General features: G+C 71.1%; 14 protein-coding genes. 11 read left to right on the top strand and 3 right to left on the bottom strand.

What is annotated here, in order from left to right; genetic code table 11:
* Nucleotides 1–827, top strand: an 827-nt coding sequence (locus tag ACWD0F_RS44805; protein ID WP_449888153.1) for a hypothetical protein, incomplete at its 5' end; no start/stop codon positions are given.
* A gap of 170 nt (nucleotides 828–997) precedes the next feature.
* On the top strand, nucleotides 998–3,901 hold the full coding sequence (locus ACWD0F_RS44800) for a beta-galactosidase (protein WP_449888151.1): 2,904 nt from the start codon (nucleotides 998–1,000) through the stop codon (nucleotides 3,899–3,901).
* A 51-nt stretch (nucleotides 3,902–3,952) separates the two neighbouring features.
* Here ACWD0F_RS44800 and ACWD0F_RS44795 read toward each other — a convergent pair whose 3' ends face one another.
* Nucleotides 3,953–4,285, bottom strand: coding sequence for a putative quinol monooxygenase (locus tag ACWD0F_RS44795; RefSeq protein ID WP_449888149.1), 333 nt, complete (start codon nucleotides 4,283–4,285; stop codon nucleotides 3,953–3,955).
* Nucleotides 4,286–4,378: 93 nt separating this feature from the next.
* Here ACWD0F_RS44795 and ACWD0F_RS44790 point away from each other — a divergent pair, with 93 nt between their 5' ends.
* The 7 genes from ACWD0F_RS44790 (at nucleotide 4,379) to ACWD0F_RS44760 (ending at nucleotide 11,264) form a co-directional block, all read left to right on the top strand.
* Nucleotides 4,379–5,698 (top strand): lanthionine synthetase LanC family protein, encoded by a 1,320-nt coding sequence (locus tag ACWD0F_RS44790; RefSeq protein ID WP_449888147.1) that lies wholly within the window; start codon nucleotides 4,379–4,381, stop codon nucleotides 5,696–5,698.
* Nucleotides 5,699–5,880: 182 nt separating this feature from the next.
* Nucleotides 5,881–6,894 (top strand): ABC transporter substrate-binding protein, encoded by a 1,014-nt coding sequence (locus tag ACWD0F_RS44785; protein WP_449888145.1) that lies wholly within the window; start codon nucleotides 5,881–5,883, stop codon nucleotides 6,892–6,894.
* Complete coding sequence (locus ACWD0F_RS44780) at nucleotides 6,891–7,697, top strand: ABC transporter ATP-binding protein (protein WP_449888143.1); 807 nt, start codon at nucleotides 6,891–6,893, stop codon at nucleotides 7,695–7,697. The genes ACWD0F_RS44785 and ACWD0F_RS44780 overlap by 4 nt, the downstream gene beginning before the upstream one ends.
* Nucleotides 7,690–8,646: an ABC transporter permease gene (locus ACWD0F_RS44775; protein ID WP_449888141.1), complete on the top strand. Its 957-nt coding sequence runs from the start codon at nucleotides 7,690–7,692 to the stop codon at nucleotides 8,644–8,646. Before ACWD0F_RS44780 ends, ACWD0F_RS44775 begins: the two co-directional genes overlap by 8 nt.
* Nucleotides 8,643–9,965, top strand: coding sequence for an LLM class flavin-dependent oxidoreductase (locus tag ACWD0F_RS44770; protein ID WP_449888139.1), 1,323 nt, complete (start codon nucleotides 8,643–8,645; stop codon nucleotides 9,963–9,965). Before ACWD0F_RS44775 ends, ACWD0F_RS44770 begins: the two co-directional genes overlap by 4 nt.
* On the top strand, nucleotides 9,962–10,483 hold the full coding sequence (locus tag ACWD0F_RS44765; protein WP_449888137.1) for an NADPH-dependent FMN reductase: 522 nt from the start codon (nucleotides 9,962–9,964) through the stop codon (nucleotides 10,481–10,483). Before ACWD0F_RS44770 ends, ACWD0F_RS44765 begins: the two co-directional genes overlap by 4 nt.
* A 103-nt stretch (nucleotides 10,484–10,586) precedes the next feature.
* Nucleotides 10,587–11,264, top strand: coding sequence for a class I SAM-dependent methyltransferase (locus tag ACWD0F_RS44760; RefSeq protein ID WP_449888135.1), 678 nt, complete (start codon nucleotides 10,587–10,589; stop codon nucleotides 11,262–11,264).
* Nucleotides 11,265–11,331: 67 nt separating this feature from the next.
* Here ACWD0F_RS44760 and ACWD0F_RS44755 read toward each other — a convergent pair whose 3' ends face one another.
* Complete coding sequence (locus ACWD0F_RS44755) at nucleotides 11,332–12,234, bottom strand: TauD/TfdA dioxygenase family protein (protein ID WP_449888134.1); 903 nt, start codon at nucleotides 12,232–12,234, stop codon at nucleotides 11,332–11,334.
* A gap of 250 nt (nucleotides 12,235–12,484) precedes the next feature.
* Here ACWD0F_RS44755 and trpB point away from each other — a divergent pair, with 250 nt between their 5' ends.
* Both trpB and trpA read left to right on the top strand, forming a co-directional pair.
* On the top strand, nucleotides 12,485–13,699 hold the full coding sequence (gene trpB / locus ACWD0F_RS44750) for a tryptophan synthase subunit beta (RefSeq protein WP_449888132.1): 1,215 nt from the start codon (nucleotides 12,485–12,487) through the stop codon (nucleotides 13,697–13,699).
* On the top strand, nucleotides 13,696–14,484 hold the full coding sequence (gene trpA / locus ACWD0F_RS44745) for a tryptophan synthase subunit alpha (protein ID WP_449888130.1): 789 nt from the start codon (nucleotides 13,696–13,698) through the stop codon (nucleotides 14,482–14,484). Before trpB ends, trpA begins: the two co-directional genes overlap by 4 nt.
* Nucleotides 14,485–14,495: 11 nt before the next feature.
* Here the strand turns inward: trpA and ACWD0F_RS44740 are convergent, their stop codons facing one another.
* Entirely contained in the window at nucleotides 14,496–15,290 is a 795-nt protein-coding gene (locus ACWD0F_RS44740) for a GntR family transcriptional regulator (protein WP_449888128.1), read from the bottom strand.
* Nucleotides 15,291–15,370: the final 80 nt, after the last annotated feature.

Below are 15,370 nucleotides of genomic sequence, written 5' to 3'. Positions count from 1 at the left end.
TCAACGCCCTCGCCTATGAGATCACCTTCAAGATGGGAGTGACCGATGCCATCACCGTCGGGCAGGTGGAGGAGGCCAAGGAACGGTTGATCCGGAAGCGGGCCATGCATCTGGACTCCCTGGTGGCCCGGCTGCACGAGCCCCGAGTCAAGCGGGTGATGGAGCCCATGGTGGCCGGTGTCCTCCCCGATATCGACCCCACTTTCTCCGACGACCTGTCCTATGTCCGGGACCTGGGCCTAGTCAAGCAGAGACCTCCGCTGGAGGTGGCGAACCCGATCTACCGGGAGGTCATCCTGCGGGTGCTGGGCGACCCGTCGGAACAGTACATGATGGCCGATCCGCACAGCTTCGTGCTGCCGGACGGCGGCTTCGACCTGCCCCGCCTGTTGCGGGAGTTCGTCGTGTTCTGGCGCGAGCACGGCGAGGTGCTCATCCACCAGGAGGGCTATCACGAGGCCGCCTGCCAGATCATCCTCATGGCCTTCCTGCACCGCCTGGTCAACGGCGGCGGCCAGCTCGACCGCGAGTACGCCGCCGGCACCAAACGCCTGGACGTCCTGGTCCGCTGGCCCTACACCGGCCCCGAAGGCGAACGGCTGGTGCAGCGCGAGGCCATGGAGCTGAAGGTCTGGCGAGCAGGCGGAGTCGACCCGGCACCCGACGGCCTCGCGCAGCTCGACGGGTATCTCGACCGTCTCACCCTGCCCACCGGCGTACTGGTGGTCTTCGACCGGCGTCCCGAGGCCGCGCCCTGGAAGGAACGCGGCGCTTTCGAGCAGGCGACCACACCGTCCGGCCGCCAGGTCACCGTCCTGCGTGCCTGACGGGTGCCTGAGTTTCCGGCGAGGCTTGCAACATGCCGGTCGCTCCACGGGCCTGGCCGTCTCGCTCGACGGCGGTGACCTGTCGGTGCGGGAGCGTTGACTTTTGTTTGGATGGACGCCAAATTAATAGCGCTGCCGCACCACGCCCAGCACGCCCCTGGAAGGCGACCATGAGACGCTTGCTCTCGGTGTTCCTGGTCCTGCTGCTCGGCTCCGCTCCGCTGGTCGTGCCCGCGCACGCCGCCCGCGCCGCGCACGAGGTCACCTACGACCGGTACTCCCTGATGGTGGACGGCCACCGGGTCGTGCTCCAGTCGGCCGAGTTCCACTACTTCCGGCTGCCCAGCCCCGAGTTGTGGCGGGACGTGCTGGAGAAGTTCAAGGCGGCCGGGTTCAACGCCGTCTCGCTCTACTTCTCGTGGGCCTACCACTCGCCGAAGCAGGGCGTGTACGACTTCACCGGCGTGCGCGACGTGGACCGGTTGTTGCGCATCGCCGAGCAGGCCGGGTTGTACGTCATCGCCCGCCCAGGGCCGTACATCAACGCGGAGACCACCGGCGGCGGCCTGCCCGCCTGGGTGAAGACCGTGCCCGGGCGGGCCCGCAGCAGCGAGGCCGGATTCCAGGCGGCCTACCGCGAGTGGTTGCACCGGATCAACCCGATCCTGGCCAGGCACCAGGTCACGGAGGGCGGCCCGGTGATCCTCTACAACGCCGAGAACGAGTACCAGGTCAACACCGACGCCGCGTACATGCAGGACATCCAGGACCAGGCGCGGGCCGACGGCATCGACGTGCCGATCACCACCAACGACTGCTGCGACGCCGGAAGCTGGAGCTCGACCTGGGCGACCGGGCCGGGCGCGGTGCAGATCCCGGGGGTCGACGACTACCCGCAGTCCTTCGACTGCGCCACTCCGGAGGTCTGGGGTCCCTGGGGTGAGGGGCTGACCGAGAAGCTGCGCGACGACATCCCGGTCTTCGCCGCCGAGTATCAGGCGGGCGCGATCGACCTGGGCAACGCCGGTTACGACAAGTGCCGCGAGCTCACCGGCCCGGCCTTCATGAAGTTCTTCTACAAGAACAACCTGATCACGACCGGCGCCACGATGTTCTCCTACTACATGGGCTACGGCGGCACCAACTGGGGCTGGCTGGCCCAGCCCAACGACGTCTACACCTCCTACGACTACGGCGCCGCGATCACCGAGGCCCGGCGGCTCACGCCCAAGTACGACGAGTTCAAGCGCCAGGGCTACTTCCTGGAAGCCGTCACCCCGCTGGCCAAGACCGACCAGGTCACCAGCCCCGCCTCGTCCGGCAACCCGGCCATCGCCACGACCGCCAGGGCGAACCCGGACACCGGCACCCAGTTCGTCCTCGTCCGGCACACCGACCGGGCCGCGACCGGCACGGACGACGCCACCCTCGACTGGGCCGCCCCCGACGGCCGCCACCAGGTGCCCGTGCGGGTGGCGGGCCGCGACGCGCACGTCCTGGTCGCCGGGTACGACCTGGGCGACCAGCGCCTGGCCCTGTCCACCTCGGAGATCATGACGCACGCCCCCATCGGTGGCCGCGACGTCGCGCTCCTCTACGGCACCGGCGGCTCGCCGGGGGCCACCATCCTCCGCTACGCCTCCCAGCCGTCGGTCACGGTGCTCCAGGGCAGCGTGCGCAGCGCCTATGCGGACGGCGACCTGCGGCTCGACTACACCCACGACGGGCTGGCCCGGGTGCTGATCACCGGTGGTGGCCGGCGCCCGCTGCTGCTCCTGCTGGGCACCGACGAGGAGGCGGCGGCGTTCTGGCGCGCGGACACCGCCTCGGGCCCGGTGCTGGTACGCGGCACCGACCTGGTCCGCTCGGCCGCCGCCCAGGGCGACACCGTCAACCTGACCGCCGACGTGGCGGCGACCACGGCTGCGGGAAGGGCTGCGGGAACGGCTGCGGGAACGGCGACGGGTGCGGCGGCGACCACGGCCGGGGAGGTCGAGGTGTTCGCGTCGTCCTCGGCCCGCCGCCTGCGGATCGGCGCCGACGACGTCCGCGTCACGCGCACCTCCAGCGGTTCGATGCTCGGCAGCACCCGCCCGCCCGCCCCGGCCCCGCTGCCCGCGCTGACCTCCTGGCGCGCCCGGCCCGAGTCGCCGGAGGCCCAGCCGGCCTTCGACGACTCCCGCTGGACCGCCGCCGACCACACCACCACCATCAGCCCGCACCCGCCCAAAACCCTGCCCGTCCTGTACGCCGACGACTACGGCCACCATTACGGCAACCTCTGGTACCGGGGCCGCTTCACCGCCACCGGCGCCGAGACCACCATCGACCTGAACGCCATCACCGGCCTGCGCGGCAACTACCTGGTCTGGCTGAACGGCCGCTACCTCGGCTCGGCCGCCGGCGGCGTGGAGGCCGACTCGGGCGACCAGTGGACCACGCCGAACCCGGACCCGGGCCCCGGCCACTTCGGCATCCCGGCGGGCGTCCTCGAACCGGGCGCCGCGAACGTCATCGCCGTCCTCGTCGCCAACATGGGCCACAACGACGACTGGATCGCCGACGACCTGCGCTTCAAGCAGCCGCGCGGCCTGGTCGCCGCCTCGGTCGGCGGCACGCCGATCACCTGGAAGATCCAGGGTGCCGCCGGGCAGGACAAGGTCAGGGGCCCGCTCAACAACGGCGGCCTGTACGGCGAGCGCACGGGATGGCATCTGCCCACTTATCCCGATAAATCCTGGAAAACCGCCACGCCGTCCGCTGCGCTGGCCCCCGGTGTCACCTGGTACCGGACCACGTTCGACCTGGACCTCCCCAAGGGCCAGGACGTGCCGATCGGCCTGCGCTTCGCCGGCGCCCCGTCACCGGCGTACCGCGTGCTGGTCTTCCTCAACGGCTGGAACATCGGCCAGTACGGCGGCGACATCGGCCCGCAGCGGGACTTCTCCCTCCCGGCGGGCCCGCTGAAGGAGCACGGGACCAACACCCTCGCCTTCGCCGTCACCGCCGAGCAGCCGGTCCCGGCCGGCCCCGGCCCGATCAGCCTGTTCGCCTACGGCAACGTGCGCAGGTGAGGCGGCTGGGGCAGCGTGCGCAGGCGGGGCGTCCACGTGCGCAGATGAACCTCAGCCGCGCGGCGGCACCGCCATCTCGCCGAGCTCCGACCAGTCGTCCTGGGGCACGGTCGCGTTGACGATCCTGGGCGTCTCGGCGAGGTAGGGCGGCAACGTCTGCTGGGCCTGCTTGAAGTGGGCCGACTGCACGTGCGCCGCCCCGGCCTCGCCGTCGCGGAAGGCTTCGACCAGGACGTATACCTCCGGGTCGTCGACGCTGCGCGACCAGTCGAACCACAGGCAGCCCGGCTCCGCCCGGGTGGCCTCGGTGAACGCGCCGGCGATCTCCGGCCACCGGCCGGCGTGCTCGGGCAGGATGCGGAACTTGGCGGTAATGAAGATCATCGAGCTGGCTCCATCGGTCGGCGGCAACGAGAAGAGCCTATCCGCGACCCCATATTCAGGATTTTCCTACCAAATGTGTGGGATACTTGACGAGTGAGTCTGGACAGGATCCGCTCGTCGAGCGCCCGGGCCGATTCCCCGCTGACAGCCGCCATCTTGGCGGGCCGGTGGATCAGAGCAGCCGCGGCCGACGACGCGCTCGGTAGGCGCTGGCTGGCCAACCCCGATCCGCGCGGCGGGTCGGCGGTCAGCCCTGAGCCCTCGTCCCTGTATTCGGGGGCGGCGGGCATCGTGCTGTTCTTCCTGGAGCTGGCCGCGGCCAGCGGCCACGAAGCATATCTGGAGGACGCGCGGGCGGGAGCCCGCAGGCTCGCCGCCACCTGGCGAGAACAGGACGACCTCTCGCTCTACCACGGGCTGACCGGCACGATGGTCGCGCTCATGGAGGCGGGCTGGGCGCTGGACGAGGAGGAGTTCGAGTCGGAGGCCAGGGCCATCGCGGACCTGATCGTCCGGCGCGGCGCCGGACTCGGCTGGTCGCGCGACCCCGCGCAGCGCGGCGAGGGCGGCATCATCCTCGGCCTGCTGCGGGCCGGCGCCCATCTCGGCGTGCCGGCCTATGAGGAGGCGGCCGTCGAGGCGGGCCTGCGCATCGCCCGGCTGCCCGTCCCCGGGCACGTCTTCGGCGACTGCGCCGACCTGCCGGTGGACGCCGTCACGCCCGGCTTCCTGGCCGGCACCGCGGGCACCGCGTTCCTGCTGGCCCGGCTGTTCGGCGTCACGGGGGACGAACGTTTCCTGTTCGCCGCGCGCAGCGGAGCGGCCTTCGTCCGCGAGGTCAGCGTCGTGACCGACAAGTGCGCGGTCGTCCCGCACCACGTGCCGCACGCCAGGAGCCTGCACTATCTCGGGTTCTGCTCCGGCTCGGCCGGCGTGGCCAGGATGTTCTACGAGCTTTACCGGGTGGGCGGCGACCCGGGCGACCTGGACTGGGTGGAGCGGCTGGCGCACGGGATCGTGAGCAGCGGGGTGCCGCAGCGCCGTACCGAGGGCTACTGGAACGTGGCCTGTCAGTGTTGCGGCGCGGCCGGCCTGATCGAGTTGTTCGTCGGTTTATGGGCGGCGACCGGGCGAGAGGAGCACCTGGAGTACGCCCGTTCGCTGGCCGCGGACCTGATCGGCCGGGCCACCGACCACGACGGGCGGGGCTACCGGTGGTATCAGGCTTACCGGCGGTTGCGGCCGGGCGAGGTGACGGCGGACACCGGCTACATGGTGGGCGCGGCCGGCATCGGCGCCGCGCTGCTCCACCTGGACGCCGCCGGCCAGGCCGACCGCGCGCGCCGGGTGATCCTGCTGCCCGACAACCCGTTCCCGGCCATTCCCGTGCCCGCATCGGCCTTGCGTTCCTAAATTCATGTATCCCAAGTAGGAAATGTTGACTTTAGGGGCTCGGGCTCGTACGTTCTTAGTCATGAGCCAGGGCCTTTACCTGACCCGGCGCCCGCACGTGGACTTCGGTCACGTCGCCAGCGCGCAGTGTCGCTGATCACGTACCTCGCCCCCAACCCTCTTCTTCCTCCAGAGGAACCATCGTGATCAAGATCAGACCTGCCCTCGTCGCCATGCTGCTGCCCGTCCTCCTCGCGGGCTGCGGCAGCGCCGCGGCACAACCCGGACGATCGGAGACGAAGGAGCTGCGCTACCAGGGCGCCGCCGGCTCCGTCACCTACCCCGAGCTGGCCGCCGAGCTCGGCTACCTCGGTGATCTCAAGCTCAAGTGGGTCGGCAACACCACCTCGGGCCCGCAGGACATCCAGTCGGCGGCGACCGGGCAGACCGACTTCGGCGGCGCCTTCAACGGCGCCATCGTCAAGCTCAAGGCGGCCAAGGCCCCGATCAAGGCGGTGATCGGCTACTACGGCTCCGACAAGGAGAGCTTCAACGGCTACTACGTCAGCGAGAACAGCCCGATCAAAACCGCTCGCGACCTCATCGGCAAGAAGATCGGCGTCAACACCCTCGGCGCCCACCACGAGGCCGTCATCAAGGAATACCTGAAGCGCGCCGGGCTGACGCCGCAGGAGACCGACCAGGTCCAGCTCGTGGTGATCCCGCCGGTCAACACCGAGCAGGCGCTGCGCCAGGGGCAGCTCGACGTCGGCACCCTCGGCGGCGTGCTCAAGGACAAGGCACTCGAACGCGGCGGGCTGCGGCCCCTGTTCACCGACGTGGAGCTGTTCGGCCCGTTCACCGCCGGCGCCGTCGTCCTGCGCGAGGACTTCATCGCCGCCAACCCGACCACCACCAAGACGTTCGTGACCGGCTTCGCCAAGGCCATCGCATGGGCGCAGACCCATACGAGCGAAGAGGTCGTCGCGCTGTCCGAAAAGATCATCGCCAAGCGGGGCCGCAACGAGAGCACGGACACCGTGCGGTTCTGGAAGAGCACCGGCATCGCGGGGAGGGGCGGCGTCATCGCCGACCAGGAGTTCAAGACCTGGATCGACTGGCTGGAACGCGAGGGCGACATCAAGCCCGGCCAGGTCAAGACCTCCGACCTCTTCACCAACCAGTTCAACCCCTACGCCGGCGGGAGCACCTCGTGACCAAGATCAGCATCCGGAACGTCACCAAGACGTTCCAGGTCAGAGACGCCGACGAGGACTTCACCGCGATCGCCGGCATCGACCTCGACGTACGCGACGGCGAATTCCTCACCCTCGTCGGCCCGAGCGGTTGCGGCAAGTCCACCCTCCTCGACCTGGTCGCCGGGCTGACCGGCCCGACGACCGGCGAGATCCTCATCGACGGCAAGCCGATCACCGGGCCGGGCCTCGACCGCGGCGTCGTCTTCCAGCAGTACGCCCTGTTCCCGTGGCGCACCGCCCAGGCCAACGTCGAGTTCGGGCTGGAGGCCAAGGCCGTGCCCAAGAAGGAGCGGGCACGACGCGCCAGGGAGCACCTGGCGCTGGTGGGCCTGTCCGGGTTCGAGGAGCGCTTCCCGCACGAGCTGTCCGGCGGCATGCGGCAGCGGGTGGCCATCGCCCGCAGTCTGGCCTTCGACCCGGACGTGCTGCTCATGGACGAGCCGTTCGCCGCCCTCGACGCGCAGACCCGCGAGTCGCTGCAGGAGGAGCTGCTGCACGTCTGGCAGCACACCGGCAAGACCGTCATCTTCATCACGCACGGCATCGACGAGGCCGTCTACCTCGGCCAGCGGGTCGCGGTGATGACGTCCAGGCCGGGGCGGATCAAGGAGATCGTCGAGGTCGACTTCGACTCGCGCGAGGGTGACCTCCGGGCCGATCCGGCCTTCGGCGAGTACCGTCACCGCCTGTGGACCTTGCTGCGCGACGAAGTGGCGGCGGCGCAGGTTCAGGAGCGAAAGGTGGCGATCACTCATGGCTGACGCGAAACCCGACACGGCACTCGGTGAGCGGCTCCCGGGAGACGTGCACTGGTACGACCTGCCGGACGACGAGGCCGAGACCGAGACCGACGACTCCGGCACCGACGACTCCGGCACCGACGGCGAACCTGACACCGCACCCTTAACGCCCGCCGTCACGTCCGTCACGGTGAAAGCCAGGCGCGCCCGCCTCGGGCGCGGCGCCCGGCGGATCATCACCAACTCCACGGCCATCCTGCTCCTCCTGGCCGCCTGGGAGGCGCTGCCCAGGCTCGGCATCGTGGACCGCGTGTTCGTCCCGCCGCTCTCGGAGAACCTGGCCGCCTGGTACGCCCTCCTCCTCGACGGCCAGCTCTCCGAGCACCTCCAGGCGTCCCTCGTCCGCTCGCTCGCCGGTTTCGGCCTGGCCATCCTGCTGGCCATCCCGCTCGGCCTGCTGATCGGCTGGTACCAGCCGATCGCCGACTTCCTCACCCCGCTGCTGGAGGTGTTCCGCAACACCTCGGCGGTGGCGCTGCTCCCGGTGTTCACGCTGATCCTGGGCATCGGGGAGACGACGAAGATCACGTTCGTGCTGTACGCGTGCTCGTGGCCGATCCTGCTCAACACCATCAGCGGCGTGAAGACCGTGGAACCCCTGCTGATCAAGTCGGCCAGATCCATGGGCCTCGGCCCGGTCCGCCTGTTCCAGAAGGTGATCCTGCCCGCCGCCGTGCCCACCATCTTCACCGGCGTGCGGCTGGCGGGGGCGTACTCGATCCTGGTCCTGCTGTTCGCCGAGATGGTCGGCGCCAAGGCCGGGCTCGGCTACCTCATCCTCGACACCCAGTCCAGCTTCCGCATCCCGGACATGTACGCCGGGATCATCACGATCTCCGTGGTCGGCCTGCTGTTCAACCTGCTCCTGATCGGCGTCGAGCGCCGCTTCTCCACCTGGAGGATCTCATGACGAGAAAGCTGCACCTCAACGCCTTCCTCATGGGCGTCGGCCACCACGAGGCGGCCTGGCGGCACCCGCGCACCGAGCCGGCCCGCCTCACCGACGTCCGCCACTACCAGGAGCTCGCCCGGATCGCCGAACGCGGCAAGCTCGACTCGGTCTTCCTGGCCGACGGCGTGGCCCTGCACGGCAACGTGGGCCACAACGCGCTGGGCGGCCTCGAACCGCTCACGCTGCTCGCGGCCCTGGCCGCCGTCACCGACCACGTCGGACTCATCGCCACCGTGTCGACGACGTACAACGAGCCTTACCACGTGGCCCGCAAGTTCGCCTCGCTCGACCACATCAGCGGCGGCCGGGCCGGCTGGAACATCGTCACCTCCGCCGGTGAGGCCGAGGCCCGCAACTTCGGCATCGAGCGCCCCTCGCACGCCGACCGCTACGCCAGGGCCACCGAGTTCCTGGAGGTCGCCGGCAAGCTCTGGGACAGCTGGGAGGACGACGCCATCGTCGGCGACCGCGTGGGCGGGCGCTACGCCGACACCGGCAAGATCCACGCCATCGAGCACGCGGGCCCGCACTTCGCGGTCAGCGGCCCGCTGAACACCTCCCGCTCCCCGCAAGGCCATCCGCTCCTGGTCCAGGCCGGGTCGTCGGAGGACGGCAAGGAGTTCGCCGCCCGCTACGCCGAGGCCGTCTTCACCGCGCAGCAGACGCTCGCGGAGGGCCAGACGTTCTACGCCGACCTCAAGCGGCGCCTGGCCGCCTACGGCCGGTCGCACGAGGACCTGCTGGTCCTGCCCGGCATCTCCCCGATCATCGGCTCGACCGAGCGCGAGGCGCTGCGGTTGGAGAAAGAACTGGAGGACCTGATCATCCCCGCATACGGCCTGGCGCAACTGGCCACCATGACCGGCATCGAGCTCACCGAGAACGACCTGGACGGCCCCCTGCCCGACGTGCCCGTCGAGACCGAGGGCGCGCAGAGCCGCCGCAAACTCGTCGTGGACCTGGCCAGGCGCGAGCACCTCACGGTCAGGCAGCTCATCGGCCGCCTGGCAGGCGGGCGCGGCCACCGCGTCGTGGCGGGCACGCCCGCGCAGATCGCCGACCAGATCCAGGAGTGGTTCTTCGCCGGGGCGGCCGACGGCTTCAACATCATGCCGCCGGTCCTGCCCGGCGGCCTGGACGACTTCGTCGACCACGTGGTGCCGGAGCTGCAGATCAGGGGCCTGTTCCGGTACGAGTACGAGGGGCGCACGCTCCGCGACAACTACGGCCTGCCCAGGCCGGCCTCCCGCTACGCGGACCTGGCGGTGGCCCGATGAGCATCGTCACCCTGGTGGGCAACCCGCGCCCCGGCTCCCGCACCCTCGCCGTGGCCGTCGAGGCCGCCCAGGCGGTGGGGCGGCGCATCGGCGCCGACCGGGCGTACGACGTCATCGACCTGTCGGTGCTCGGCCCGCACCTGCTCTCGCCCGGCACGTCGCCCGAGGTGGCGTCGGCGCTGGAGCGGGTGCGCGAGGCGAGCGTGCTGATAGTGGCCAGCCCGACCTACAAGGGCACCTACACCGGGCTGCTCAAGGCGTTCGCCGACCGGTTCCCGCCCGACGCGCTGGCGGGCAAGGCGGCGCTGCCGCTGCTGGTCATGGGGGATCCCAAGCACTCGCTGGCGGTGGAGGTGCATCTGCGGCCGCTGCTGGTGGAGCTGGGCGCGATCGTGCCGACCCCGGGCCTGGCGCTGCTCGAAGCGCAGATCCCGGCGCTTGAGGAGCACCTCGACGTCTGGGCGGACCGCGTCGCGCCGCAGGTCGCGGCGGTGCTCGCGGAGAACGCGCGGCGCTGACGACCCACCGCGGCCCCGGCCACGCCATCGCGGCCGGGGCTGCCGACATTTCAGGAAATGTCGCCCGTCGCGTCGGCCGCGAGCACGAGTTAGCGTCACCGGCATGGGTAACTCAGGCACGGGCCCCGGCCCCATCACCCCCGACGGATCCCCGGTCGATTTCTACAGCGTGCTCCAGCCCAGCGGGGAGCCCGAGCTCGTCGCTCAGGTGACCCCGCCCGGCGGCCGCGTCCTGGAGCTCGGCGCGGGTGTCGGCAGGGTCACGCATCCGCTGGTCGCGCTCGGCTTCGACGTGGTCGCCGTGGACGAGTCCGCCGAGATGCTGGCCCGGGTGCGCGGCGCGCGGACCGTGCTCGGCCGGGTCGAGGAACTGCGGCTCGACGAGCGCTTCGACACCGTCATCCTGGCCTCCCAACTCGTCAACACCGTGGACGAGGTCGCCAGAGGCGAGTTCATCGCCACCTGCGCGCGGCACGTCGAGCCGGGCGGCGCGGTGCTCGTCCAGTGGATGCCCGCCGCCGCGCACGACAAGTGGCACGTGGGCCTCGGCAGGAGCGACGGCGACGTCACGATCACGATGGCGGCCGTCGAAGAGGTCTCTCCCGGCGTCTACCACGCGACCATGCGCTACACCTACGGCGACGACAAGGTGTGGACGCAGTCGTTCTCCTCCAGGCGGCTCACCGACGACGACCTGGCCGCCGCGCTGAACGCCGGCGGGCTGCGGCTGGAACGATTCCTCACCGAGGACCGCACGTGGTTGCTGGCGGTGCCGGAATAACACCGGCCGGCGACACGTCGAAGCCCCGGCCACGTCATCGGGGCCAGGGCTTCGACGCTGGAGGAGGTCAGGCGGCGAGGGGCGAGTACGCCTCGGCGTCGCCGGCCAGCACCCTGCTGGGCCGGCCGTCCACGCCCACCGGCACCTCACCGGCGATGGTCACCCGGTGCAGGCGGCGCGGCCGGTCGCCGAAGTCGTGCACGACCCGGTGCTGCGTCGCCCGGTTGTCCCAGATGGCCACGTCACCGGGCGCCCACCGCCAGCGCACCGTGTTCTCCACCTCCGTCACGTGCTCCTGGATCAGCCGGATGAGCGCTGCCGAGGTGGCGGCGGACAGGCCCGCCAGCCGCTTGGCGAAGTCGCCGAGCAGGATCGAGCGCTCGCCGGTCTCCGGGTGCACGCGTACCACCGGGTGCTCGGTCTCGAACACCGTGGAGGCGAAGACCTCGGCGGCCGCGCGAGCCCGGTCCGGGTCGTCGGCGGAGGCGACGCGTACGTAGTCGTGCTGGTTGGTGTGCACGGCCCGCAGCCGGTCGAGCAGGTCGCGCAGCTCGACCGGCAGGTGTTCGTAGGCGCTGACGGTGTTGGCCCACAACGTGTCGCCGCCGGCGGCCGGCACCGTGATCGCCCGCAACACCGAGGCGAGCGGCGGCCGGTCCACGAACGTGACGTCGGTGTGCCAGCGGTCCACCTTCTGGCCGTGGCGGTAGTCGAGGTCGAGGATGTGGCCGTTGCCGTCGAGCGAGGGCACGGTCGGATGGGCCGCGGTGGGCCGGCCGAGCAGCCGGGCGAAGGCCACCTGGCTCTGCTCGTCCAGGTGGTCCTGGCCGCGGAAGAAGACCACCTTGTGGCCGAGCAGGGCCAGGCGGATGTCCGCGACCACGCCGGCGGGCAGGTCGCCGCCGAGCCGGACACCGGAGATCTCGGCGCCTATGCGGCCGGCGACAGGGCTGATGGACAGGGATGACATGGGTTCTTTCCTTCCGGATGAGGGTTTGCCTGCGGTCGGAAGGAAGGACACAGCGCGCTGGCCACGCGGCAGAAATCCACGTGGCCCCGGATGGTCAGAGCCGTGGTCGTCACGCTCACCAACGTAGATCTTGCTCGCGTTGAAGTCAACTGAATTGGTAGGTAATTAGGGTTATTGACGGTGGGCTTGTGCGGAAAACGCTTTTCGTTCTAGTCTTCTAGAAGACTAGAACTCAAGGAGGCGATGTCCCATGATCGACGGAATCGCACTCGCCGGGCGGGCCGGACCGTATTTCGGCGGGTTCGGCGGCCGGTTCGCGCCGGAAGCCCTGGTGACCGCGCTGGACGAGCTGGACGCGGCCTACCAGGAGGCGCTGTCCGACCCGGTGTTCCGTGGCAGGCTCGACGCGCTGCACCGGACCTACTCGGGCCGCCCGAGCATCGTCACCGAGGCGCCGTCGTTCGCGCGGCACGCCGGGAACGCCCGCATCCTGCTCAAGCGGGAAGACCTCAACCACACCGGCTCCCACAAGATCAACAACGTGCTGGGCCAGGCGCTCCTCACCCAGCGCATGGGCAAGCGGCGCATCATCGCCGAGACCGGCGCCGGCCAGCACGGCGTGGCCGCCGCCACCGCCGCGGCGCTGCTCGACCTCGACGCGGTCGTCTACATGGGCGAGGTCGACATGAGACGCCAGGCGCTCAACGTCGCCAGGATGCGCCTGCTCGGCGCCGAGGTCGTGCCCGTGACGTCGGGCTCGCGCACGCTCAAGGACGCGATGAACGAGGCCATGCGCGACTGGGTGGCCAACGTCGAGCACACCCACTACCTCATCGGGTCCGTGGCCGGGCCGCATCCGTTCCCGACCATGGTGCGCGAGTTCCAGCAGATCATCGGCGAGGAGGCGCGGCGGCAGGTGCTGGAGCTGGCGGGGCGGCTGCCCGACGTCGTCTGCGCCTGCGTCGGCGGCGGGTCGAACGCCATCGGCATCTTCCACGCCTTCCTCGACGATCCCGGCGTCGAGCTGGTCGGCCTCGAAGCGGGCGGAGCCGGGATCGGCACCGGCAGGCACGCCTCCGCCATCTCCGGCGGCGGGCCCGGCATCCTGCACGGGAGCCGGACGTACGTGCTGCAGGACGCGCACGGCCAGACCCTGGAGAGCCACTCGATCTCCGCGGGGCTCGACTATCCGGGCGTCGGGCCGCAACACGCCTGGCTGCACGACACCGGACGGGCCCGGTACGCCTCCGTGGACGACGACGCGGCCATGGAGGCGTTCGGGCTGCTCTGCCGTACCGAGGGGATCATCCCGGCGATCGAGAGCGCGCACGCGCTGGCCGGCGCGATCACGGAAGGGCGGCGGCTGGGGCCGGACGGGCTCGTGCTCGTCAACCTCTCCGGGCGCGGCGACAAGGACGTGGACACGGCGGCCCGCCACTTCGGCCTGATGGAGGACGGCTCATGAGCGTCAGGACGGTCATCGAGGAGGCGGGGCGTGAGGGACGGGCCGCGCTCATCGGCTACCTGCCGGTGGGCTATCCCGACGTCGCCACCTCGGTGGCGGCGATGCGGGCCATGGTCGCGGGCGGGGTGGACGTGGTGGAGGTGGGGCTGCCGTACTCGGACCCGCTCATGGACGGCCCGGTCATCCAGCGGGCCACCGAGGCGGCGCTGGCGGGCGGGACCACGCCGGCGGACGCGTTCACCGCCGTGCGCGCGCTGGCCGGGGTCCCGGCGCTGGTCATGACGTACTGGACGCTCGTGGACCGGTACGGGGTCGCGCGGTTCGCGGCGGACCTGGCGGCGGCGGGCGGCGCCGGAATGATCACCCCCGACCTCGTCCCTGACGAGGCCGCCGAGTGGCACGCCGCGGCGGACTCGCACGGGCTCGACCGCGTCCATCTGATCGCGCCGACCTCCAGCCGCGAGCGCATCGTGCTGGCCACCCGGTCCTCGCGCGGGTTCCTGTACGCGGCCTCGCTCATGGGGGTGACGGGGGAGCGGGACCTGGTGAGCGCCGGCGCCGAGGACCTGGTCGCCCGTGCGCGGGAGGTCACCGATCTGCCCGTGTGCGTCGGGCTCGGCGTCGGCGACGGCGCCCAGGCGGCCGAGGTGGCCGGGTTCGCCGACGGGGTGATCGTGGGGACGGCCTTCGTGCGCGCCCTCGCGGAGGCGGCCGACGTGCCGTCGGGGCTGGCGGCGGTGGAGGCGGTGGCGCGAGACCTGGCGGCCGGCGTACGGCAGCGCTGACAGATGTGCGCTCAGGTGTCCAGGCGGAGTGAGACGACCGGCTCCGGCGCCTGCCGCCTGGTGGTGAAGACGACGTGGGAGGCGCACATGATCGCCCGGTCCGCCAGCACCGGCCGGTCGTCCAGGTCGTAGGTGACGCGGGTGCTCATCAGCGCGGCGGCCCCCACCGGTTGCTCCAGCAGGCCGGCCTGCTCCTCCGTCAGGACCACCGGCTTGATCGCCTCGGTCGCCCAGGCCAGCGAGATCCGGCAGCGCTCCTCGATGAGCCGGTAGAGCGGGGTCCGCTTCAGCTCGTCGTCCTCCAGCGCGGCGGCCAGGTCGGGGGGCACGTAGGAGAGCTGGTGGATCACGGGGGAGCCGTCGACGACGCGCAGCCGTTCGATGACCGTGAGGCCGGCGCCCGCCGCCAGGCCCAGCTCCACCCGCACGGAGGCCGGGGCCGGCCCGTGGCGCACGCCGAGGAGCACGGTCACCAGGTCGATGCCCTGCCCCGCCAGGTCCTCGGCCAGGCTGCCCAGGCTGTTGAGCTGGTAGGGGAGCACGGTCCCCGCGACGAACGTGCCGCGGCCGTGGCGCTGCTCGATGCGTCCCTCCGCGCTGAGCCGCTGCAGGGCCTGACGGACGGTCATGAGGCTGACGCCGTAGTGGTCGGCGAGCTCGCGCTGGGAGGGCAGCGGCTGGCCGGCCGCGAACGTGCCGCCGTCGATCTGCGCGAGCACATCGCGGTAGATCGCCTGATATTTCGGCTCGCCCCCCTGCGTCCCCGTGAGCCGGGGCCGCGGCTTCCCCTGAGGGAACGTCGGCATGTCCTCTCCCTGCTGAAAAGCAAAGCTTATCCTCGCCCGGCGGCGTGCCCACGTCGCGAGATCCCGCCTGGGCGATCAGC

Source organism: Nonomuraea sp. NPDC002799, from assembly GCF_053592075.1.
Note: the sequence above shows the minus strand (reverse complement) of the source record. Positions and strands in the feature narration are given on the sequence as shown.